The organism is Ruminococcus sp. RTP21484sp1_RTP21277st1_D2_RTP21277_210401 (genome assembly GCF_040924225.1).
GTDB lineage: Bacteria > Bacillota > Clostridia > Lachnospirales > Lachnospiraceae > Blautia_A > Blautia_A faecis.
Map to the genome: position 1 here is coordinate 1 of NZ_JBCOMJ010000002.1, position 23,847 is coordinate 23,847.

Consider the following 23,847-nt stretch of genomic DNA (forward strand, 5'->3'; position numbering starts at 1 on the left):
TCATTCATTTGAATGATGATTCGTTAAGAATTTTCGAGAATCGTATGTGTTTCACTGTTTAGTTATCAAGGTTGTTTGTCTGTCATCTCTTTGCGACAGCCTGTTTACTTTATCATATCTTTCAGATCTTGTCAAGCACTTTTTTCAAAAGTTTTTAAGATTTTCAAAATCCTGTCTAAAGCTGTTTGTTTCTGTCGTTCTGTTCAAGCGACTTGGTTACTTTATCATAAGTTCAGTCATTTGTCAACAGTTAATTCGAATTTTCTGAAAACTATTTTATTTTTCAGCATTTCAGAAGCAATTCCTTGCGACAGCTTGTTTACTATACCACTGCCGCAAGGAATCGTCAAGCACTTTTTACAAAAAAGTTTATATTTTTTTGTTCAAATTATTTGTCGAATCATGTCGAACTCTTTTTCTTGCATTTTAGCCCGCCATGAGCTATACTATAACAAAGCATTTCATTTCAGTAAGTCTATTTAATATCATCTCTGGTATCTTCGGCGCTCTGCCGCTTCAGAAATCTCATGCTTTTCCCATATAGCAGCAGGAAGGTTTCTGACCAAAATGTAGAGATTTACATTAAGAGGCCTTCCACCATCTTTATAAGGAGGTCTTCTATGAACAATGTATCTTTACCTGTAAACCGTATTTACAAGGATCGACTCTACAAGATGATTTTTAATGACAAATCAGAATTACTGAAACTTTACAATGCAATTAACGGAACTCATTATGATGATCCTGCAATGCTAACAATTACTACATTGGATAACGCAATCTACATGACAATGGAAAATGATCTTTCCTTTATTATTGATATGCGCCTGGCACTTTATGAACAACAGTCCACGGTAAATCCCAACCTGCCTTTACGCTTTCTCATGTACATAACAGATATTTATTCAGCCTATACGAAAGACATGAACATATATGGTTCCAAGAAAGTGCAGATTCCGCTGCCTTCCTTCGTAATCTTTTATAATGGTGTGAAGTCGCAGCCAGACAGGACAGAATTTCTTCTTTCAGAGTTATTTCATCCAACAACCGACCAACCAGCGTTGGAATTGAAAGCGGTTATGCTTAACATCAATAAGGGGCATAACCAGGAATTAATGAATGCCTGTCATACCCTTCGTGATTACTCCGAATATGTTGCTCGCATTCGTACCTATTCTGCTGAAATGCCACTGACTGACGCAGTTGAGAAGGCAATTACCGAATGTATCCATGAAAACATCCTGCGGGATTTTTTACTAAAGAACCGAGCGGAGGCGAAAGCTATGAGTATTTATGAATATGATGAAGAGAAAACCTTGCGTATGTTTCGGGAAGAGGGTTATGAAGACGGAGAACGGAATGGAAAAATCCAGGCAACTATTGAAATGTGTTTGGAATTTAACCTCTCTTCAGATGCCATTGTTCAAAAACTAATGACGAAATTTCAGTTTTCTGAAAACCAGGCACAGGAATATCTAGACAACTATATAGCTCAAAATTCTTAAACTAATTTTTTCTATGAATAATTGTAATTTCATAATATCCTTGCGCAAAACTGGCGGAGGATAAATACTTCCTTCATCTGGAAGCATCTCCCCCGCCGCCTTAATTCCTACAGAAATTCCTTCAGCTTCTCCACATTCTCCTCTTCGAATTCCTGCAGCCGTTCCATCAGTTTTTTGATGTCTTTCTCCACGTCATTTTCGTACTGATGAAGCTTTTTCACGGCTTCGGTAATTCCCATGCTGCTGCCCTGGATCAGCATTTTGGCGATGTGGGAGGTGGAGTCGTCGGCCATAGTCTGGAGGTTAACCATAAGGTAGGTGCGGATTTTTTCGAAGGTGCCAAGACCTTTTTCGTCATATCCGCTTCGATTCAGAATATCCCTGGCTTCATTATGAAACTTCCGATAGCCCTCAATCTGCTTTTCCAGATATGTCTGCAATTTTTCGTCTTCCGTGATCTCAAGCAGCTGCTCCAAGGTGTCTATACCCATCTGGGAATTCTGATACACATAGTTTAGAAATTCTACATCGGCATTCATAAGCGTGTCTCCTTTACTGTAAATCCATTTCTTTACATATGAAATAATAAAACTATCCTCTATGTCTATTGTAGAATTCCCGTTTTTGCCGTTATTATTCCAATACACGCCCATATTCTGCCCTTCTTTTCGTTAAATATAGTTTCCAAATCAGCCTCATAGCCTGCTTACTCCATTTTATTACTTTGATATAAAATTTCATTCAAACCATGCTTCCATGGGCAAAGAGGCCACGAATATTTGAGAGGCTGGACAGTATGGACAACAGAAGCAAATCATGCAAAGCTTCAATTTGCAACTACTCACTTTTACTCATACTTTACAATTTCCTTCTTCAGCCTCTTCATGATCCGTTTTTCCAGCCTGGAAATATAAGACTGTGAAATCCCCAGAAGGTCCGCCACTTCTTTCTGTGTTTTCTCCCTTCCCTCCTGCCTTCCAAGCCCGAACCGCAATTTGATAATCGTCTGTTCCCTTGGAGAAAGCTTGGAAATTGCTTTTCCCAGAAGCTTGATTTCCACCTCGTTCTCCAGCCTCTGGGAGATCACATCATCATCCGTTCCCAAAATATCGGAAAGCAAAAGCTCGTTTCCGTCCCAGTCCACATTCAGAGGCTCATCTATGGAAACCTCCATTTTCGTCTTACTGTTACGTCTGAGATACATAAGAATTTCGTTTTCAATACATCTGGATGCATACGTAGCCAGCTTAATATTTTTTACCGGGTTAAAAGTATTGATTGCCTTGATTAGCCCAATCGTACCAATGGAGATCAGATCCTCCACACTCACACCTGTATTATCAAACTTTTTGGCTATATAGACCACCAGCCTAAGATTGTGCTCGATCAAGGTAGACTTAGCTTCTTTCTCCTCTGGTGTACCCAGTTTTTCGAGGATCCTCGCTTCTCTTTGTGTTTCCAGTGGCGGCGGCAGAATATCACTTCCACCAATATAATAAACCTCTCCCTGTCTGCCGAGCAGGAATCTGGGCATTACCTGAAATGGATAATACGCTGCACTTGCTGATCTGTTCATGAATAAGTCCCCCTCCTAATGCAAAATTCTGGAATTCAACAGTACCTGGTACTCTTTTCCCAAAGCAGAGGGTTCCACGGCCAGCGCCAGCACCGGATTTGCCACATGAATCACCTCCCTGGGAGTGTGAATACAAAGGTCATCTAACACCACTGCCAACAGCACGCCTTCCTCCCCGATTGTCTTATAGGGCAAAAAGTGCGGATGCAAGTCAGCCGGCTCTGTACCTTCCAGCTCCCCTGGGTTCTCCTTAAGGTGTTTCAGCCTGTCTGCATTTTCCTGCGGAAGCAATGCTTCCAGAACCTCCGGTTTTATAATAAATACCTCCTTCTGGCTGATGGGGTCTACAAGAAAATTTCCTGTATCCCAAAGCCCGAAAAACGGTTGTACATTTCCCCGATAGGACAGGGTAACTGGATAAATATTTTTCCATCTGGCACGGAAAGAATCGCTAAGATAGATCAGTGCACTAAGTCCCATGTAGGCTCCTGCGGCAACAATCAAAAAACGTATGGGTGTCGCCTTTTTTACAGGTGCCGCTTCCATAAGACCTCCCATGAAAAAAGCCATCAGGTAAACAGTCACCAGTGCTTTTACCAGAAGTCCGTTTTTCTTAAGATCCAGTCCAAGAACCAGCATGCCCCAGGCACATCCTCCATGGAGCAGTACCTTTGCAGGAAAAATCATATCCGGCAGTACATATAAAATGAGGCAGGAAAACAGAGCGCCAACGGCTGCCGCCAGCAAAATCCTTCCACGATTTCTTTTTCGCAGGAAAAGCTTTCCTACAATGCAAAGAAGAACGTAATCCATTAAAAGATTCGTCAGAAAGACGATGTCTATGTATACGTCATAATACATAAAAAGCCCCCTGTGGCCTGTCGTCCGTTACCTTTTGCGGTAACGTCAATCCTTAACTTTGGTAAGTGAACCCATTATACGGTCACAGAGGGCGCAGATTTTGTCAAAAAGGGGCGGGAAATCCTAAGAATTTCTCGCCCCAAATCGACAGCATGATCTGCCATTTTTCGTTATTTTGTTCTAAATTAATTCTGTCAATATTATTTTCAATTAAAGCAATTCATTTTTCATGCTTCGTGCAAAATTAATTCTACTGCTTTAATTCGTCTTCTTCATTTTTCTCATGTAAAGCATCCAGAAGACTTCTCAGTTCTCCAATCGGAAACTGTCCCGGTGCAGATGCGGCGCCAACTGTTCCAAAGGTAATGCCAGAGCCGAAGTTCTCTCCGGAAATTCGGGTAATAGAACCAATACTTCCCATTGCCATGGATACCAAAGGCTTTTCGCACTCCTGTCTCATAACATTTGTTGCCTCCATAATTGCTGCCACGTCTTCGAAACCATGAGGCATTACCGCCATTTTCAAAATATCAGCGCCTGATTTTTCCATTTCGCGGAAGCGGTTTAAAAGAACCTCCTGACTGTCTGTTTTGTGGAAATCATGGGAAGAAGCGATCACTTTGACTCCTTCTTTTTGAAGCTCTGCCACCAGCTTTTTCTTCTCTTCCGAATTACTCATAACTTCCACATCAACCAGGTCTGCCTTTTTGCCTTTTGCAATATTTATATTGCAGGCAGCGTAATCCTCCAGAGAAATGGTAATATTTCCGCCTTCCTCACTTGTCCGGATTGTAAAAAGCAGTGGTGTTTCACCAAGAATTTCTGCCAACGCTTCAAGCACATTCTGGCAGGCTTCCGGATTCATCAGTTCTTCAAAGAAATCTGCACGCCATTCCACCAGATCTGCAGCTGCTTTTTTGGCATCCTCTGCTTCCTGGCAGATTTTTTCTCTGGTGGTTCCAGTAAGAGGAACGCAGATTTTCGGGATTCCTGCTCCAATGGTCAGGTTCTTTATCTGAATAGGTTTTGTCATTTCTTGACATCTCCTTTCTCATAGAATAATATATACTTAGTAACGCTTTAATGATTTCCAGTTTTAAACTAAATGAAAGTTCATATTCCAATATCTTAAGGCTGTTCATACTAGAGCGTGTTTGAAAAAGGCTTTCTGCAAGATGTGCGTCACAATTTGTGGGAGATTTCGCTCGGATGAGGGCGCCGTAGCGGGCTACGGCAACCGAATTCGGGTGAAATATACCGCAAAGTGGGGCGTGCAGATTGCGGGAATGATTTTTCAAACACGCTCTACCCCGGATCAGTCACTGCTATTGCCTTGGACTTTCAAAATAATAGAAACTTCAGGAGGTACCTTATGATCCCAATTACCGGTCACACACAGCTTACCGCACTTCTTGGAAGTCCGGTGGCACACAGTATTTCACCACTTATGCACAATGAAGCATTCCATCTTCTTGATCTTGATTACACTTATCTTTGCTTCAATGTAAACGAGGAAAATCTGGAAACTGCTGTCATGGGACTGAAAACTTGCGGAATCCGTGGCTTCAACCTTACCATGCCAAACAAAAACAAGATCGTGGAGCTTCTGGACGAGCTTTCCCCTGCTGCCCGACTGATCGGCGCTGTGAACACCGTAGTCAATGACAATGGACGCCTTACCGGCTATAACACTGACGGTGTAGGATACATGCAGGCTGTCAGAGATGCAGGATATGATGTGATCGGAAAAACCATCACCATCATGGGGGCCGGTGGTGCAGCTACTGCCATCTGTGCACAGGCTGCCCTTGACGGGGTAAAAAAAATCCATATTTTTGCCCGTGAGACCAGTCGTTTCTGGAACCGCACACAGAAGCTGGTGGAAAATATCAACGCCACTCTTCCCTGCCAGGCCATTCTTCACGAAAACAAGGATAAAGAAGAACTGGCACAGGCTATCTCCGAGAGTGCGCTTCTTCTCAATGCCACCTCAGTGGGGATGGCTCCTGATACAGAAGGGTCCATTATTGAAGATACCAGTCTTTATCATCCGGATCTGATCGTGTCAGATGTGATCTACAATCCCCGTGAGACACGATTCTTGCGCGAAGCAAGAGAGGCTGGTTGCCGCACCTTCAACGGTATGTATATGCTGCTTTACCAGGGGGCTGAAGCGTTCCGTCTGTGGACAGGAAAAGAAATGCCAGTGGAGGAAATTAAGGCGAAATACTTTTCCGAATAATGCATTCATCTGCTATAATTCACAAGATTATATATTTTTTCACCTAATCCAGCTATATTTTATAACAATGTTAATATTTTCAAGAAAGGCGCCGCATCTCACAGCAGCGCCTTTCTTTTATATGGAAATCACGTTCCTATTTATTCACTTAAAACTTTTCGGAAAATCCGGCTTATTTCTGCTCTTCCTGAACCTCTACCTTACGATTCTCTCTGCTCTTGATCTCAGCTTTGATAGAAGTAATGAATTCTCCAAGATCCTTCGCACCTTCATCTCCCAGGAAACGGCTTCTTACAGAAACTTTGCCCTCTTCCTCTTCTTTGGCACCAACAACCAGCATATAAGGAATCTTCTGAAGTCTTGCCTCACGGATCTTGTAACCGATTTTCTCAGCACGGGTATCAATTTCGACACGAATACCAGACTCTTTCAGCTCGTTTACAACCTTTTCTGCATAATCCATATATTTATCAGAAATCGGAAGCACTTTCACCTGTACAGGAGCAAGCCATGTTGGGAATGCACCTGCAAAATGCTCGATCAAAATACCGATAAAACGCTCGATGGATCCAAAAGCAACACGGTGGATCATGATCGGACGATGTTTCTCGCCGTCAGCACCAACATATTCACAATTAAAACGGAGCGGAAGCTGAAAATCAAGCTGGATAGTACCACACTGCCAGGTTCTTCCGATGGAGTCCTCAAGATGGAAGTCAATCTTCGGTCCGTAGAACGCTCCGTCTCCCTCATTTACTACATAATTAAGCCCGAGGTCGTCAAGAGCTCCGCGAAGAGCGTCTGTAGCCATCTCCCAGTCCTCATCACTTCCCATGGAATCTTCCGGACGTGTGGAAAGCTCTACGTGATATTTGAAACCAAACAGCTGATATACCTCGTCAATCAGTTTTGCAACCCCTTTGATCTCCTCACGGATCTGCTCCGGCATCATAAAGATATGGGCATCATCCTGTGTAAAGCAGCGTACACGCATAAGTCCGTGAAGCTGTCCGGATTTTTCATGACGATGTACCAGACCAAGCTCACCCATACGAAGCGGCAGATCACGGTAAGAACGTGGTTCTGACTGGTATACAAGAATACCTCCCGGACAGTTCATTGGCTTGATTGCAAAATCCTGATCGTCAATTACAGTTGTATACATATTTTCTTTGTAATGATCCCAGTGTCCGGATGTCTCCCAAAGATGACGTGCCAGCATGATCGGTGTGGAAATCTCAACATATCCTGCTTTCTGATGGATTTCTCTCCAGTAATCAAGAAGAGTATTCTTCAGAACCATTCCCTTAGGAAGGAAGAACGGGAATCCAGGACCTTCGTCGCTCATCATGAACAGACCAAGCTCTTTACCAAGCTTTCTGTGGTCACGTTTCTTCGCCTCTTCCATACGGGTAATATATTCTTCCAGATCTGCTTTCTTTGTGAAAGAAGTTCCGTAGATTCTGGTAAGCATTTTATTCTTCTCGCTTCCTCTCCAGTAAGCACCTGCAATGCTGGTAAGCTTAAATGCTTTTACCGGTTTGGTTGTCATAAGGTGAGGTCCTGCACAAAGGTCAACAAACTCACCCTGCTGATAAAAGCTGATCTCAGCATCTTCTGGAAGATCTTCGATAAGCTCCACTTTATATGGCTCATTTTTCTCTTTGAAGAATGCGATCGCTTCTTCTCTGGATTTGGTAAAACGGGTAATCGGAAGTGCTTCCTTTACCACTTTCTTCATCTCAACTTCGATCTTTGCAAGATCCTCTGTAGTGATCGGGTTCTCGCTGTCAATATCATAATAAAATCCGTCTGCAATAGATGGTCCGATTGCAAGCTTTACATCCGGGTACAGTCTCTTGATTGCCTGTGCCATAATGTGGGATGTGGTGTGACGGAAAGCGCCTTTTCCACCCTCATCCTCAAATGTCAGGATGCTTAACTCGCAGTCCTTGTCAACTACATGTCTAAGGTCAACAACTTCTCCGTCAACCTCTCCTGCACATGCAACTCTTGCAAGGCCTTCGCTGATATCAGCCGCAATGTCGATAACGGATTTTGCTTCTGCGTATTCTTTTTTAGAACCGTCTTTTAATGTGATAATCATGATTCGTGTCTCCTTTTCTTTTTCTGAAACTGTATCCGGCAGGAAACTGTCTGATACGAAAAACGTATGGTAACGTTTGACTGAGCACTGAAAATCAAACATTTTCTGTACTCCCATGCAGGGACGAGACGAGCTGCAGTCTCCAAGGTCACACACAAACGTGGACTTTAACTCATTGCTCGTGAAAAACAAAAGCCCCTTACAATGCTCTCACACTGTAAGGGACGAATATACTCGCGGTTCCACCCTGCTTGCCATAGCATACGTATCTGTAAACCAGGCCACTTATTTGATGGTAACGGAATCACCGGACCGGATTAGGGCCACTCGGAGGTAGTTTTCAACTGTTTCCTGATAAGGCATTTCCAGCCGCCTGCCTCTCTCTGAAACATTCCACAGTTTACTCTTCTCGTCAACGTGTTTTCTTATCACTGTGTCCCATTATAGCCTTGGGTTTTGGGTTTGTCAATAATCTGCAAAATAAAGATGATAAAAAATTAGATATTTCCCCGAAGTTTTTCTTTTACAAGTGCTGCTACTTCCCGCACCACATAATGCACCTGCATAATAGGATCTGATACCGCCGCAATTCCATAAGGATGTTTATATCCCTGCTTTTCCGCCAATTTTACTGCCCGGTACACGTGAAAATTATTTGACAATATTCCCGTATTTTTCTTACTGCACCCGGTAAGCTCATCGGAAAATTTCAGATTTTCTTTCGTGCTTGTAGACTTCTCTTCCAACACCAGCCGCTCCTGTGAAATACCATGCGCTGTCAGATAATTCTCCATACATTTTGCTTCCGTAATATCCTCCCCCAAGCCCTGTCCGCCGGAAAGGATCAGCGTGGTATCTTCATTCTCCCTGGCATATTTCAGTGCCGCCTTCAGACGAAGCTCCAAAGCCTTGGATGGTACATCGCCTTTTACATGAGCACCTAACACAACTACATAATCCAGGTTCTTTTTCCCGGAAGACTTCATTCCGGAAATTACACGGCTGCAGATAAATCCAAAACAGACAATTCCGATCAGCACAGCCACCATGATCACAGTTCCCAGCCATCCAGGGAAAATTCCCGGATGATTTCTGCCATAGCGGATCAGTACTGCGCCGCCTTCCAGAACCGCTGTAAGCAGTACCCAGAACCAGGCAAAATCAGCTGTAATACCAGCATATACCACGATCAGCACATAATAAGCCAGGCTTAAAATCCCGGCGCAAAAACAAAATAAACTCAAATTCTCTTCTCTCTTTCTAAATTCAAATCCACTCTGCGTGTTTCACTCATTACTCGCACAAAGCAAACTGATTCATACTTGTAGAACTCATAAATCAACTAATTTTCCTATAAATATACACGAAACGGATTGCCTGGCAGCCATCCACCATTGCAATCCGTCCCACAGCCGGAATCCACCGGATCCCGGTCTATATTCACATTTTATTATTTGTTTCTACCGCAGCAGAATTTATATTTCTTTCCGCTTCCGCATGGACACGGATCGTTACGTCCGATCTTGTGTGCCTTAACAACAGTACCGGATTTCTTCTGCTCAAGATAAAGCTCTTTACGTTTCTCCGGGGTAAAGATCTTGTCCCACTGTGGAAGATTATAAAGCCAGTCAGCTTTAGCGTCTACCATGTTCTTGTAAAGAAGCTCTTTGTCAAAGCAAAGACTTACGGTAGTATTCTCATCCATAGTCTCGATCGGGTTCTGAACCTTAAGGCTGTCATTGATTCCATCAAGGAAACCAACCATGGTGAGCACTTCCTGATTATATTTCTCAGCCAGCTCTTTAACTGTACCAGTAACTACTTCGTCCGGATTCTCAAGAAGCTGTGCATAAATGTTCTTCTCAATGTTAAAATATTTTGCCCAGAACTGCTGAAGTTTATTACGATCTGCCTGCTGGTCATAGGCAATGGCACGCCACTGCTCTAAAATGGTCTTGTCGCTCATTTCTTATTCCTCTTTTCAACAAAATTTCGTAATTATGCCGTTTTACAGCTGAAATTTATTATACCATCTTTTACCGAAAAACACAAATCTTATTTTTTTTCCAAAATTTTCTTGCAGATTTTCCATAAAATTCATACTATTTTTCTGTAACATATGTATAAAAAGCCAGTGACAGGTTCATACTATGAGTGTTCAGTAAAATGAACCAACAAATTCATTGAACCCCCTTCAATGATGACGCATTACAAAAGATAAGCGAGATTAACTTATATCCTCCCCGAAACGCCCCGGCTTCTGAAGTACTAGCTGAAGCCGGGGCGTTAACTTTCCTGTTTTGCTGTTTTTTTCTATTTTACTCCAAGCTTCTCCAGTTCCTTTGCCGCCTGCTTCAGATTATGGAATTCAATGGCATGAATACCAAGCTTTCTTGCAGCCTCGCAGTTCTCCGGGCGGTCATCCAGGAAAACGCTCTCCTCCGGTTTTAAACCGAATCTGGAAAGAAGTGTCTCATAAATATCAGCCTCCGGTTTGATCTGCTGAACCTCACAGGAGAAAATCACACCATCCATATTTTTCAGAAAAGGCATTTTACCTGGTCTTGTCTGATCCAGCATGAATTGGCTGTAGTTTGACAGAATGTACAGATGATAGCCCTGGCTTTTCAGATAGCTGGTCCAGGTTTCGGCGTAATCCTTAATTCCAATTGTTTTTCCTGATTCTTCGATCACACGCTTTACATCCGCTTCGTACTCGGCCGGAAGTTCTGCGATAAACTGTTTCCGGTATTCTTCTTCAGGAAACAGGCCACGGTCACGCTCATTCCAGATCTGGCTCTTAAAAACCTTCTCAGCAATCAGCTTCTCTTCTTCTGCCGAAAAGTGGAACGCTTTCAGATAGCTTTCCCAATCATAGGAAACCAGAACCTGTCCCACATCAAAAATTATGTTTTTCACTTCGCCTGCGACCTCCTTTTCCTCTTTCTTCAAAAGTTTATAAACCATAAGAAATACATAAGCCAGCACTGGCACCAGAATTACAGTACCTACTGCTGCCTTAAAATTACCCTGGGCATTCTCACCGCTTCCAAATGCAAAAATCATGGGAAGACAGCACACTGCCAGTAAAACTGCCACTCCAAGAATGGCAGCTGCACGTTTAAAATTTTTCATTCTTTGTTCCTTTATAAAATTCGTTTTCTTTTTATCATCTAGTACATCGAAAATTAAGTTTCTGCTATATTGGCGCAAGATGATTTCTTCATATGCAAGGCGGAGGAAAGAGGCGTAGCGGTGGCTACAGCGACCGACGACAACGCAGCAGATGAAAAATCAGACAAGTCAATAGGGCAGTTACTTAATATTCGATGTACTAGATACAACTTACGCCGGAGAGAACCTCCGGCGCAGTCACATTTCAATTACCGATCACTCTGTAACCAGTAATGTATTCTTACTCACAAGCGTCTGATACGCAGCCTCTTTTTTCCCAATTATTTATTTCTGTAAATAATATCGTTTCTTCCTGGTCCGTTGGAAACCATGGTGATCGGGTATCCGATCTTCTCCTCGATGAATTCGATGTATTTTCTGCAATTCTCCGGAAGATCCTCATAGTTCTTTATTCCACGGATATCGCATTTCCATCCTGGAAGCTTCTCGATCACCGGTTTTGCTTTCTCAAGTCTGGCTGTGGTCGGGAAGTCTGTGGTAATCTCTCCGTCGATATCGTAAGCAACACAAACCGGGATCTCATCCAGATAGCCAAGTACGTCAAGTACTGTAAATGCCACATCTGTAGCACCCTGAAGACGGCAGCCGTATTTAGATGCAACACAGTCATACCATCCCATACGTCTCGGACGTCCAGTGGTAGCGCCGTATTCTCCGCCATCACCACCGCGTCTTCTAAGCTCGTCAGCCTCTTCTCCGAAAATCTCGGAAACAAATGCACCGGCACCTACTGCGCTGGAATAAGCCTTGCTTACAACAACAATCTTCTGGATCTCATATGGAGGCACACCTGCTCCGATTGCACCATATGCTGCCAGTGTGGAAGAAGAGGTAACCATTGGGTAAATACCATGGTCAGGGTCTTTCAAAGTTCCAAGCTGTCCCTCAAGAAGGATCTCCTTGCCCTCTTTCAGTGCATTATTCAGATACAAGGAAACGTCGCATACATATGGTGCAACCATTTTCTTGTATTCCATCAGCTCTGCAAAAAGCTCATCAACGTTCAGAAGCGGTTTGTGGTATAAGTGCTCAAGAAGAACGTTCTTAGTTTCACAAACGCTTGCCAATTTCTCCTTCAGGCGATCCTCGTCAAAAAGCTCATTTACCTGAAAACCGATTTTTGCATATTTGTCAGAATAGAAAGGTGCGATACCGGATTTAGTAGAACCGAAAGATTTGCCTCCCAGACGCTCTTCCTCATACTGGTCAAACAGAATGTGGTACGGCATAACCATCTGTGCTCTGTCAGAGATCAGAATCTTCGGTGCCGGAACACCTTTGCTTACAACCTCATTGTATTCTTTGAAAAATACAGGGATATTCAGTGCAACACCGTTGCCGATCACACTTGTGGTGTGTCCGTAAAATACACCTGACGGCAGAGTGTGAAGTGCGAATTTACCATAGTCGTTTACAATGGTATGTCCTGCATTTGCACCACCCTGGAATCTAACGATAATATCAGCTTTCTCAGCAAGCATGTCGGTAATTTTACCCTTACCTTCATCTCCCCAGTTTGCTCCAACTACTGCTTTGATCATAACTCAAATTCCTCCTGTGTCTGATCTGAATTTCATTAAAAAAGAAAACAACAACCTTTTATCATACATTAATCTCAGCTGTCATTCCAAGCATTTCCTTGTGGGAATCCAGAACCGGATTTACAACTTTTGCAATAAAGCTTTCGGTCTGCTCTTTGGCACGTCCCACATATTTCTTCGGATCCATGGTTTTCTGAAGCTCTTCCAGAGTCAGGTTAAATGCCGGATCGGCTGCGATCAGCTCAAGAAGGTTGTTGTCCTTACCTTCTACCTTAACATTCCTGCCTGCTTCCATGGAAAGCTCACGGATGCGCTCATGAAGCTCCTGACGGTCTCCACCTGCTTTTACTGCGTCCATCATAATGTTCTCAGTTGCCATAAATGGCAGCTCAGCCATCATGTGTTTCTCGATAACCTTCGGATAAACCACAAGGCCATCTACAACATTCAGGCACAGATCCAGGATTCCGTCAATTGCAAGGAAGCCTTCCGGTACGGAAAGACGCTTGTTGGCGGAGTCATCCAGGGTTCTCTCAAACCACTGGGTAGCAGAGGTGATGGCTGGATTTAGGGCATCTACCATCACATATCTGGAAAGGGAAGCAATACGCTCACTTCTCATCGGGTTTCTCTTATAAGCCATAGCGGAAGATCCGATCTGGGATTTCTCAAATGGCTCCTCTACTTCTTTCAGATGCTGAAGAAGACGGATATCGTTTGACATCTTGTGTGCACTTGCTGCAATTCCTGCCAGAACATTGACAACACGGGTATCAACTTTACGGGAATAGGTCTGTCCGGATACCGGATAGCATTCCTTGAATCCCATCTTGGCAGCGATCATCGGATCGATCTTGTCGATCGTCTCCTGGTCTCCTTCAAACAGTTCCAGAAAGCTTGCCTGTGTACCTGTAGTACCTTTAGAACCAAGAAGCTTAATGGTGCCAAGAACATATTCCAGATCTTCAAGATCCATCATGAATTCCTGTGTCCACAGTGTGGCACGCTTTCCAACGGTAGTTGGCTGTGCAGGCTGGAAATGGGTAAATGCAAGTGTAGGCTGATCTTTATATTTGTCAGCGAACTTGGAAAGCTCTGCAATTACGTTTACCAGTTTCTTCTGAACCAGTTTCAGAGCTTCTGTCATAACAATAATGTCTGTATTATCTCCTACATAACAGGATGTTGCTCCCAGGTGGATGATTCCCTTTGCTTTCGGGCACTGCACACCGTAAGCATATACATGGGACATAACATCGTGACGCACTTCTTTCTCACGGGCCTTGGCAACATCATAGTTGATATCGTCTGCATGAGCTTTCAGTTCATCAATCTGTTCCTGGGTGATGTTCAGTCCAAGCTCCTTCTCAGTCTCTGCCAGAGCGATCCAGAGTCTTCTCCAGGTGCGGAATTTCATATCCTGTGAAAAAATGTACTGCATTTCCTTGCTGGCATAACGCTCAGACAAAGGGCTTGTATATCTGTCTGTACTCATTCTTTCTCTCCTGTTTCTAAGTAAGTTTTTATCATTCACTTTGCGGATCAACTGTTTTTTTCCACATACAAGGGGATTATATAACATCCAAAGATTTTAAGCAAGCCCCTGATGGAATTTCCCAAGGAATTCCTTCATTCTTACATGTTCTGATGAAAATACCTCTTCCGGGGTACCTTCCACTGCGATCAGACCGTCATCCATAAAGATAATCCGGTCGGAGATGTCACGGGCAAAGCTCATCTCGTGGGTAACAATCACCATGGTGATATGCTCGGCTGCCAGGTCTTTGATTACTTTCAAGATTTCGCCAGTGAGCTCCGGATCCAAAGCAGATGTGGGCTCATCGAAGAAAAGAATATCCGGGTTCATGCAAAGGGCTCTGGCGATGGAAACTCGCTGCTGCTGTCCGCCGGAAAGCTGGTAGGGATAATAATTTTCCTTATCCGAAAGCCCCATTTTCTTAAGAAGCTCCCTTGCCTGCGCATAAACCTCTTTTTTATCTCTCTTTTGTACCTTAATTGGAGCGTCTGTAATATTTTTAATCACAGAAAAATGGGGAAAAAGGTTAAAATTCTGGAAAACCAATCCGATTTTTCCGTTTTTGATGATTTCGCCGCCGTCTGGGGTCTCCAGACCAGTGGCACAGCGAAGCAATGTAGACTTACCCGAACCGGATGGACCAATAATACTAAGGACCTCGCCCTTGTCTACTTCCAGGGAAATGTCACGGAGAACATCCAGGGCTCCGAAACTTTTCTTTATGTGTTTCATTTCAAATAATTTCATATAGTGACTCCTTCTGGTTACCCGCACACAGTTTTACAATGTATATTCACTGCAGGTTGATGATAAATTATTAGCGGTAATAGTTCAGTTTTTTCTCTACTTTATCCATGATCACTGCTACCAGCAGGTTAAATACATAATAAAATACAGCCGCTACCACAAACGGCACCATCGTGGTCTGAGAGCTGGCAATCTGTTTCGCCAAAGTGAACATTTCAGCTACCGCTACAACAAACGCCAATGAAGTATCCTTTACCAGAGTGATTACTTCGTTGGTAATAGATGGCAAAATCCGTTTAAATACCTGGGGAAGAATGATGCGGAAGAAGGTCTGTGCTTTGGAGTAGCCAAGGATTCTGGCTGCTTCATACTGACCTACTGGCATGGATTCAATTCCACCACGGTAGATTTCTGCAAAATAAGCGGCATAATTAATTGCAAAAGCAATAAATACAGCGATCAGGCTGTAACCCATGGAAATTCGGATTCCAAAAATAAAATATGGTCCGAAATATACTACCATCAGCTGCAGCATAAGAGGTGTTCCGCGCATAATGGAGATATAAGCAGAAACGATCCATCTGATTATCTTTATTTTGGACATTTTACCCCAGCAGACCAGAAGGCCAAGTGGCAGGGAAAATATAAGGGTTACAAAGAAAATTTCCGTAGTTACGGTCATTCCCTTTGCAAGCTGGCTTAACATTACACTAAAACTCATAGTTACTGTGTTCCTCCTGTTGATACTTGTGTTCTAAGGGATCGCATTTCACGTTTCATTTCATTCTATAATTCACATTCTGCGAATCAAGCTCCTTCTTTTGGAGCAGACCCCTTCTCGCTAAGAAAAGAGGGTGCGCCAGGTACCCTCTTTTTTACATATATTCTTGTTTATATTCTATGTGAATTATTCAGCCTCATCCTCAGCAGCCTCAGCTGTCTCATCAGAATCTGCATTTTCTTCTGCCGCATCTGTGCTCTCTTCTGTCTTATCAGCTGCTTCCTCATCTCCCAGGCAAAGCATGTCAGCTACACCATACTGCTCAGCCAGTTTATCAATCTCGCCCTCATCATACAGCTTCATAACCTCAGCCCATACGGTATCACGAAGCTCCTCGTTTCCTTTGGCAAAGCCAATACCGTACTGTTCGCTCTGAATCGGCTCGTCAAGGATCTTATATTTACCCTCTTCTCTCTGAGCCAGCTGATATTTAGCAACTCCGATATCAACAGCAACAGCATCAGCTGCGCCAGAATCAATATTCATAAATGTGGTATTGTAATCCGGATTCTCTGTAAGGGATGCAAAACTGTCTGTCAGTTCTTTGTTATCCTCGCTGTTCAAAGCATCAAGTGCTGCAGATGCAGCCTGTACTACAACATTCTTCCCTGCCAGATCTGCCAGTGTCTCAATTCCGGAATCGGAAGCGACTACCATAACCTGCTCGTTATTCAGATATGGATCAGACCATGTATAATCATCCTCACGTCCATTGATGGTAAAGCCATTCCAGATACAGTCAATATTTCCGGAATTCAGCTCCATATCCTTGGAATCCCAGTTAATCGGCTTCTTTACAAGCTCCCATCCAAGATTATCACATACCTTCTGCGCCACATCCAGGTCAAAACCAACATATTCGCCACTTTCATCCATATAACCAAAAGGCGGATACTCTGCATCAAATCCAACAGTCAGTGTCTTACTGTCGGCATCTGCATAAACCGTTACACTAGAGCAGATACCTGCTGCCATCAAGGCACTCATCATAATCGCCAGAATTCTTTTTTTCATAATATCTATCCTCCTGAAATCTAATTCTCATTATTTTAGTGCGTTTTCACTCTACCATATTAAAGCATGGTTGTATGGTAGCATACGAAAGTAATTCTGTCAATATAGTTTTTTAGAAAAAGCACAGGTTCATCACGAACCTGTGCTCCTATGATACTCTCCAGTCAGCTTCTCCAGCATTTCATCCGCCTTCCCTGGTCTTATGCTGACCTCCTTTTTCTGCGCAAACTCATCCAATGCCTTTTTTAAAGTATCCTTCACTTCCTCCGATACATTCAGCTGTTTCAGCCTGTTCTCATACTCCTGCGGCTTCTTCACGCTACGATAAGCAAGCAGATAGCAAACCAGCTCCTTAGGATCGCTCTGGGTAAGGAACGCCTCCCAGAAACACTCCATTGCTTTCTCCATCTGAAAAAGATAGCTGTACGCACATCCAAGGTTATGCCACACACTCATGGTCAGTCCCGGTCTTATCTGCTCCAGCCCTTCTTTTTTCAGAAGCTGCTGATACACCTTGATGGCACTTACATACATCTTATTCGCTACCAGGGCATCCCCTTTTCTCTTTTTTCGAAGAAGAGGTGCCTCCTGATCCAGCTTGGCAAGCTTTACATTCAATGCCTTCAGCTCATCGTAAGTAAGATAATTGATCTCCTTAAATACCGGATAAAGCACATCCTCCGCACTGGCAAATTTACCAAGATGAGGACGTAGCTTGGCTGCCAGCCTTGGCAGATCCAGTTCCTCGCTGATCCAGATACAGAGATTTTCATTTATAACAGAAGAATCCACCAGATAAAGATTGTGGTACAGAAAGTAGCAAAGCTCCTCCAGTGAGTAAATATTGGTATTGATACTCTCCACAAAAAACGGCTTGTCCGCCTTTTTTGTCTGACATAAAATATAACCGCTCATTTCCAGCCTCCTTTACCACTCTACCAGTTCGTCCCAGACCTTGCCGCTGGAAGGGAACATTTCTCCAAATCCAAGATCTTTTACAACAACGCGGCATTTCTTCTGTGACACATATGCAAGGGCCAGAGACAGTCTTGTAGTCTTATTGGGACGCTCAGGAAGTCCGGGCAGTCCCATAATTACTTTCTTCTTGTGCTTCTCGCCGAAGGTTCCAACAACAAAAACGAGCTCTGTTATATCATCCAGGATCAGCTCACAGCCAGCTTTACACTCATACCAGTTCTTACCAGCCTCAATAAGCGGGTAATATGCCGGTGCACCCATCACCCGCATTTCCATTCCCACATCTTTCAGCACAAGAGCAGGACTCATATAACGGTACCCCTTCAGGATCTTATCCTCAAGGCGCTCCTTTCCAGCTGCACATGCACCTTTTGCAAAAAGGTTATTTCCATAATAAACCTTTCTTCGCTGCATGCAAAGGCTTCCAATGGATATTTTCGCCCAATCCGGGCTGAATCCATATCCTGTGATCTGAATGCTGGAAAAAAGACCGGTTCCAAGAGTCTCCTTAATAAAATCACGGAAAGCCTCATCTCTGGCTTCCACGGCCTTCTCTCCCTCTTCTTCAGGTGCTGTAAGAGATGGGAGGACCGTCTTCTTCGGCTCCTCAAGGCGTACCAGCACCGGCCTTGTGCTGCTGTCCATAGTCAGCTGCTGAAACTTCACTTCATCCTGGTGAAAAGAATACCAGCCGATACTCCGGTTCCAGGTCTCTCTTTTCTGGGTAAGGGAATAATAATAAAAGCTCTCTCCATGGTCTATCAGCATGTACTGATTCTTCGAAAAACCAATGGCCTGGCAGGCTTTTTCCATATTTTTCACCTGGGGGTCCTCAAGCTCAGGACTTGTGATCACCAGACATTTTGTGTTTTTTACAAGATCTGCAACTCCCAGAAATTTCAGCATACCCTCCAGAAAAACCTGAAGCAGCTCCCATGGCTCCACCTGTTCTCCCAAAATCTGCACACTGTCTTCTTTCTTACAGATTCCATACAGGTCATCTACCATCTGTCCCCCTTTTTCCCGGGCAAAATAAACTGCCTCAAGACCAATGGTGTACTCTTTATGCTCTCCGCGCCTGCAAATACAGGTAGGTGCTTCAAACTCCTGCGCACCAACCTTCATGGACACAGAGCAGGGCTCCTCCCCTTTCCGGTCATAATAGCAGATCTGGGAATAGTCTTTTCCAAAATCAATTCCTATGATCAAATCACGAATTTCGTTCATATATTCAGTCCTCTTCTGTAATGACAAACATTTCTTTTACATACTGTTCCTGGCGGAAATACTGCTTCAGTCCCTGTTTCACCTCATGATGCTTGTCCAGTTTCCGCGCAGACAAAATCTGATTAATCATCTGGTACTTGCTGAACGGTGTACCTTCCACCTTGCTCATTCCAAGTACCCGCTCCGGCGTTCTTTTGGTCTGTCCATTACATTCCTCTGAAAAATAATAATGCAAAGTTTCCCCGTAAAACATGGTAAACGGCTTGGTAAAAATACCCTCATATACATTCTTAAGAGGCTCTGTCTTATATTCCAGCGCACGTCCAAGTCCGGTATCCAAAGCATATACAAGGGTTACCTTCGCCTCCGGGCTGGTGTGATATTCCACACATGTTTTATCATCCATCTGATACAGGCTCAGAATTTCCGGTGGAAGTCTGTGGAAGAAAGAAAATACCATTTCTTTGTCCATGCACATTTTCAGAAGCTCTTTTTCTATGGAAAGAAGAGCCTCTTTTCTGCTCTTTTCCCTGGAAAGCTCTTTAAACAAAGCCAGATAGCAGACTTCATTTACCATCCATTTCTGCATATATGCATTCAACAGACAGTTTTTCACAAAAGGACTCATGGTGTATTCTTTTACAAAAATGCCATAGGAAACATGGGTCAGATATCCGCTTACGATCCACTCCCTTCCGGAATGGCGAATGTAGGATTCCAGAACATGCTCTCCCTCCTTGCGGTAATCCGTGGTAAACATAAGAAGCTGAAGGATTTTTTCCTCCAGATCATAGGTATCCATTTCAAATCCCACAGCACTTTTCCAGATGGAAAACATTTCATCCACAGGTCCAAAACGATATTTCATAAGATATGTGAGGATCACCTCATCATAAAATCCATTTCTGTAAACATCAGATGCCAAAGCCAGAAGTTCCTCATCTTCCAGCATGTCGCAGCGCACGATCATGCGGCTTACCAGTTTCAAAAGGCTTCGCATGTCCACGCCCTCATAGCCGAATTCCTCCACAATGGCCTGTGCCTGGGAAAAAAGACCGCGGCTTATAAGAACCACCAGAAGCTTCTGCCTGTCCACACGGGCGTATTCCTGGTAATCCATCTGCTTTAAATATTGATCCAGATCTTCGCCAAATACATGCTCTGCATAATAATCCAGAATCCTGCGACGTACCTTCTGCTTATACTCCATGCAAAAAGCATCGGATTTGACTAGTCTTTGAAAAATATCTAGATTATCTTTGTCCAGTTCATGGCTTTCGCAATAATGAAGAAGTACACCTGGCTCGTCCACGCCAAGGGCAAGAACTTTTCTCACTGCCCCATCCTCATCCATGGTCTTCTTCAAGCTGTAATCTACAGTAGCACTGTATCTGCGCTGCTTGTCATCCTGAAAAAGGATAGCAGCATCTTCTGTATAAATTCTTGGATAAGCTACGCCCTGAACACAGGTATAAGTCTCCTCTGATTCCATCTGACTGTGACGAACGATCACATAGCGGACTTTTTTATCATCAAAATAAAGGCGGTGGGTAAACATTTTCTGCGCAATGGAATCTGCCGCCTCTTTTGTGCGAGGCTCCATCAGAAACTCCTGATATAAGACAGCATAGCTCTCATTCATTTTGCCCTCAGCCAGTTTTTTCCTGGCGAAATCCCGCATACCTGACATATAGCGCTGGTATGCTGCCGGCTCTTTTTCCTTATTTGCAATAATGCAGGAATAAATAAATGCCCGCTTGGAATCTCCAAGGGAATCGCTGTTGTAAGTAAAATACATGAGAAGAGCCTTTGGAAGCTCAATCCGTCTGGAAGTGTCCATAGTCTCCACATAATACTCATAAAGTCTTGTAAGACGCAGCCCATGCTCCACTGCCAGGGAAAACCAGCGGAAATATTCGGTCTTTCTTGGGTTTCCCTTCATCACATATTTGCAGATGGCTTCCAGGGTATCCTCTGAAGAATACTGTTCATAGCCCTTTGCCAATGCCTGATAAATACTTTCGTTATAATCTTTCTCATACCCAGAAAGATATGCAAGACGCATTACCAGCTCCTCTGTAAGAAGGTTTCTTCTTGCCGCGAAGCGGAATACCTGTCCCCAGAAGCTGTTCAGCCTGTGAAGAAGAGTCATGTCCTTGCAGATGATCTTCCATGCTTCCAGATAGAGGAACGGACTCCTGCAGCCCTTGCCAAACTGCTCTTCCAGCACAAATAATGCCTTGGACGGAGTCTCCTTGTATGCAGGATCCAGCTTCAGCAGGATCCATAAAAGCGGAAAACTGTCACTTTTTTGCATGTAAAAATTGCGGATTCTGGACAGGGCGTGAACCTTGTCCTTATATAAACCGGTAAGCGTGCACAGATACAGATAAATTCCAGCAAACTCCAGATCATCTCTTGTATAGGATTTATCCTGATAGCTTTCCAGAAGAACTCTTGCTTCCTCATGATGGTTCTCCATGTAAAGAAGAAAGGCCTCATACATCTGGTATTCCGGATAATCACATCCGGACTGGTGAAGCTGGTTCAGAATATAGTGGCTGCTTGCACTCCAGGTGGAAAAATCCATCCAGCTGTTGACCCCTGGATTCTCCTTTCCCGCAAGACAACTTGCCACAGCAGTCTCATAGCACAAGTAGGCCAGACAGTCTTTTTGAAGATCCAGTTTACTCTTCTCCTGAGTCAGGCGGATATCTACATCCAATTTACCACTTGTGGATGCAACAATGGTATAAGTAATCTCCTGATAAGGGCTTTTTACTACAATTTTGCCAAACTGATTGCCTTGTCTTAATTTCTCCTTGTGCACCAGATATTCCACTTCATAATGGCTGCCAATAAAATCTTCGTCTGTTACCACCTTGCGGGGAACTTCCAGAAAATCTCCAACTGCTTCCACATCAAGGCGCAGATGTCCCCATCCGCTTCTCTGAATGTAAAAAGATTCTTTCAAAGAGTCTTTCAGTTCATAGTATTCTTTGCCCACCTCTCTGGCACTTATGGTTACTTTTTCCTTCTTGCCGGCGGCAATGAGAAATTCTTCCAGATGCTGATACGTCACCGGTTGTCTGGACAAACCATAATAAAGTGTCTGGATCTTCTGACCCTCATTTTCCAGAATTCTGGCGAAGCTGGCATCTTTAAAAATACGGAATGCCTCTTTAAAATCGTCCCGGGCAACTTTTACAAATTCATCCAGATTCCCTACCACACCTGAAAAGCTGCGTATTTCCTCTTTCTCGATCTCAATTTCAAAAGGAAGACGGGTCTCTCCAATATTTGTAGTAAAACACAGCCATCCCTTCAGATTTTCTCCTGGGGCAAGTCCTACCGTATCAATTCCAAGGGGGAGACGCACAGTAGTTCCTGAAATATGGTCCATTCCCGGTACCACCCGGCGGCTGGAGGAAGTAACATAACCGCGTATCTTCTGATTATCTTCTGTTCCAACGTACACTTCCCCTCTCTTCGTCTCCCCTGCTTTCATGGTCAGGGAAATCTTCTCCTTGGAAAAAAGGAGCTGGGGCTGTTCATATTCAAACTTTCCGTTTAAAAGCTGTTCGATCTTTTTTTTCAAAATCATTCACCTTACGTCTTTCGTGTTCTTGTTACTGTCCACAACCTTCACAGCAACACGCCTCTCAGAACATTGCCGTTGAACAGTAATCCTATTACTGCTGTCACTGCCTCTTTCGAACCAGAGCCTTTTTCAAACACGTTCCAGGCAGTTACTCTGACATTATTATAATGATTTTCACCCTTTATTTCAATGTAAAATATAAAAAGAATCCTGCCACGATTTTTTCCGCAGTAAAAAAAGGCAGCCAGGCACTTAAAGCCTGTATTTTTCATAGACTATATAGAAATCCCCTTTGAGGTAGCGATTTGAAGACATTTTTGAAACCTTTGACAATGGCCGAGGAGCAGTATTATCTTCAGCAGTACCAAAGGGGCGATATGGAAGCAAAAAATATTCTCATAGAACGTAACCTGCGGCTTGTTGCCCATGTAGTAAAAAAATATCAGGGAACAGATGTAGAACTGGACGATCTGATTTCCATTGGCACCATTGGATTAATGAAAGCCATCTCCACATTTGATTCCACAAAAGCAGCCCGGCTGTCCACATATGCTGGAAAGTGTATCAACAATGAACTGCTTATGTTATTCCGCTCCCGCAAGAAACATTCCCGGGAAATCTCGCTGTATGAACCCATTGGTACAGACAAAGAAGGCAATGAGATCAGTCTTCTGGATGTAATGGAAGGACCGGCAGTGGACGTTGTGGAAGAGTATTCCACCAGAGAAGATATCCGTCATGTACTGGATTCCATGAAGTCTGTACTGTCTTCCAAAGAATATGAGGTGATCTGCTGCCGTTTCGGTCTCTTTGGGCAAAAGGAACAGACGCAGCGGGAAATCGCCAGGCACCTTCACATCAGCCGCTCCTATGTATCCAGAATTGAAAAAAACGCCCTGCAAAAATTGCGGACGCTTTTTCCTGAAAACGGGTAA

21 protein-coding genes and 1 other annotated feature are annotated in these 23,847 nt (G+C 43.6%); of the genes, 4 read left to right on the forward strand and 17 right to left on the reverse strand.

Going from position 1 to position 23,847, the window contains the following annotated elements; all coding sequences use genetic code 11:
• Positions 1-620: 620 nt before the first annotated feature.
• Positions 621-1,505, forward strand: a complete 885-nt coding sequence (locus AB5706_RS01225) for a hypothetical protein (RefSeq protein ID WP_148463753.1) — start codon at positions 621-623, stop codon at positions 1,503-1,505.
• Positions 1,506-1,612: 107 nt separating this feature from the next.
• Here AB5706_RS01225 and AB5706_RS01230 read toward each other — a convergent pair whose 3' ends face one another.
• The 5 genes from AB5706_RS01230 to AB5706_RS01250 all read right to left on the reverse strand — a co-directional run bounded on the left by AB5706_RS01230 (position 1,613) and on the right by AB5706_RS01250 (position 5,198).
• Positions 1,613-2,044, reverse strand: a complete 432-nt coding sequence (locus tag AB5706_RS01230) for a hypothetical protein (protein WP_118584315.1) — start codon at positions 2,042-2,044, stop codon at positions 1,613-1,615.
• Positions 2,045-2,352: 308 nt separating this feature from the next.
• Positions 2,353-3,039, reverse strand: coding sequence for an RNA polymerase sporulation sigma factor SigE (sigE, locus tag AB5706_RS01235; RefSeq protein ID WP_173772878.1), 687 nt, complete (start codon positions 3,037-3,039; stop codon positions 2,353-2,355).
• Between the two features lie 57 nt (positions 3,040-3,096).
• Positions 3,097-3,942: a sigma-E processing peptidase SpoIIGA gene (locus AB5706_RS01240; protein WP_173772879.1), complete on the reverse strand. Its 846-nt coding sequence runs from the start codon at positions 3,940-3,942 to the stop codon at positions 3,097-3,099.
• A gap of 250 nt (positions 3,943-4,192) precedes the next feature.
• Positions 4,193-4,930 (reverse strand): type I 3-dehydroquinate dehydratase, encoded by a 738-nt coding sequence (gene aroD / locus AB5706_RS01245; protein ID WP_308768490.1) that lies wholly within the window; start codon positions 4,928-4,930, stop codon positions 4,193-4,195.
• Positions 4,815-5,198, reverse strand: a complete 384-nt coding sequence (locus tag AB5706_RS01250; RefSeq protein ID WP_308768491.1) for a DUF6783 domain-containing protein — start codon at positions 5,196-5,198, stop codon at positions 4,815-4,817. Before AB5706_RS01250 ends, aroD begins: the two co-directional genes overlap by 116 nt.
• Between AB5706_RS01250 and AB5706_RS01255 the strand changes: the two genes are divergently transcribed.
• Positions 5,118-5,318 carry a DUF6783 domain-containing protein gene (locus AB5706_RS01255; protein WP_306467801.1) on the forward strand — a complete coding sequence of 67 codons (201 nt, stop codon included), beginning with the start codon at positions 5,118-5,120 and terminating at the stop codon, positions 5,316-5,318. The two genes, AB5706_RS01250 and AB5706_RS01255, sit on opposite strands and share 81 nt — an antisense overlap.
• Positions 5,315-6,184 carry a shikimate dehydrogenase gene (locus tag AB5706_RS01260; protein ID WP_118578501.1) on the forward strand — a complete coding sequence of 290 codons (870 nt, stop codon included), beginning with the start codon at positions 5,315-5,317 and terminating at the stop codon, positions 6,182-6,184. Before AB5706_RS01255 ends, AB5706_RS01260 begins: the two co-directional genes overlap by 4 nt.
• Before the next feature lie 172 nt (positions 6,185-6,356).
• On the opposite strand, the gene thrS is transcribed toward AB5706_RS01260, so the two are convergent.
• The 12 genes from thrS to AB5706_RS01320 all read right to left on the reverse strand — a co-directional run bounded on the left by thrS (position 6,357) and on the right by AB5706_RS01320 (position 22,909).
• Complete coding sequence (thrS, locus tag AB5706_RS01265) at positions 6,357-8,294, reverse strand: threonine--tRNA ligase (RefSeq protein ID WP_347709132.1); 1,938 nt, start codon at positions 8,292-8,294, stop codon at positions 6,357-6,359.
• 214 nt (positions 8,295-8,508) lie between these two features.
• Positions 8,509-8,716, reverse strand: a binding site (T-box leader).
• A gap of 72 nt (positions 8,717-8,788) precedes the next feature.
• Complete coding sequence (locus AB5706_RS01270; RefSeq protein WP_173770624.1) at positions 8,789-9,535, reverse strand: YdcF family protein; 747 nt, start codon at positions 9,533-9,535, stop codon at positions 8,789-8,791.
• A 206-nt stretch (positions 9,536-9,741) separates the two neighbouring features.
• Positions 9,742-10,257, reverse strand: coding sequence for an SEC-C metal-binding domain-containing protein (locus tag AB5706_RS01275; RefSeq protein ID WP_118578503.1), 516 nt, complete (start codon positions 10,255-10,257; stop codon positions 9,742-9,744).
• A 347-nt stretch (positions 10,258-10,604) separates the two neighbouring features.
• Positions 10,605-11,426, reverse strand: a complete 822-nt coding sequence (locus tag AB5706_RS01280; RefSeq protein ID WP_173770625.1) for an HAD family hydrolase — start codon at positions 11,424-11,426, stop codon at positions 10,605-10,607.
• 320 nt (positions 11,427-11,746) lie between these two features.
• On the reverse strand, positions 11,747-13,027 hold the full coding sequence (locus AB5706_RS01285; protein WP_118578517.1) for an adenylosuccinate synthase: 1,281 nt from the start codon (positions 13,025-13,027) through the stop codon (positions 11,747-11,749).
• A gap of 61 nt (positions 13,028-13,088) precedes the next feature.
• Positions 13,089-14,522 carry an adenylosuccinate lyase gene (purB, locus tag AB5706_RS01290; RefSeq protein ID WP_118578518.1) on the reverse strand — a complete coding sequence of 478 codons (1,434 nt, stop codon included), beginning with the start codon at positions 14,520-14,522 and terminating at the stop codon, positions 13,089-13,091.
• 96 nt (positions 14,523-14,618) lie between these two features.
• Complete coding sequence (locus AB5706_RS01295; protein WP_118578519.1) at positions 14,619-15,311, reverse strand: amino acid ABC transporter ATP-binding protein; 693 nt, start codon at positions 15,309-15,311, stop codon at positions 14,619-14,621.
• Positions 15,312-15,381: 70 nt separating this feature from the next.
• Positions 15,382-16,032, reverse strand: a complete 651-nt coding sequence (locus AB5706_RS01300) for an amino acid ABC transporter permease (RefSeq protein WP_173716412.1) — start codon at positions 16,030-16,032, stop codon at positions 15,382-15,384.
• 186 nt (positions 16,033-16,218) lie between these two features.
• Entirely contained in the window at positions 16,219-17,106 is an 888-nt protein-coding gene (locus AB5706_RS01305) for an amino acid ABC transporter substrate-binding protein (protein WP_368365673.1), read from the reverse strand.
• Positions 17,107-17,238: 132 nt separating this feature from the next.
• A complete protein-coding gene (locus AB5706_RS01310; RefSeq protein ID WP_173770627.1) occupies positions 17,239-18,021 on the reverse strand; it encodes a hypothetical protein in 783 nt (260 codons plus the stop codon).
• A 12-nt stretch (positions 18,022-18,033) separates the two neighbouring features.
• The gene (locus AB5706_RS01315) at positions 18,034-19,311 is read right to left on the reverse strand and encodes a DUF5716 family protein (RefSeq protein WP_148461294.1); all 1,278 of its coding nucleotides are present in this window, start codon (positions 19,309-19,311) and stop codon (positions 18,034-18,036) included.
• A gap of 4 nt (positions 19,312-19,315) precedes the next feature.
• On the reverse strand, positions 19,316-22,909 hold the full coding sequence (locus AB5706_RS01320) for a DUF5717 family protein (RefSeq protein WP_368365674.1): 3,594 nt from the start codon (positions 22,907-22,909) through the stop codon (positions 19,316-19,318).
• 308 nt (positions 22,910-23,217) lie between these two features.
• On the opposite strand from AB5706_RS01320, the gene sigK reads away from it, so the two are divergent.
• The gene (sigK, locus tag AB5706_RS01325) at positions 23,218-23,847 is read left to right on the forward strand and encodes an RNA polymerase sporulation sigma factor SigK (protein WP_118578536.1); all 630 of its coding nucleotides are present in this window, start codon (positions 23,218-23,220) and stop codon (positions 23,845-23,847) included.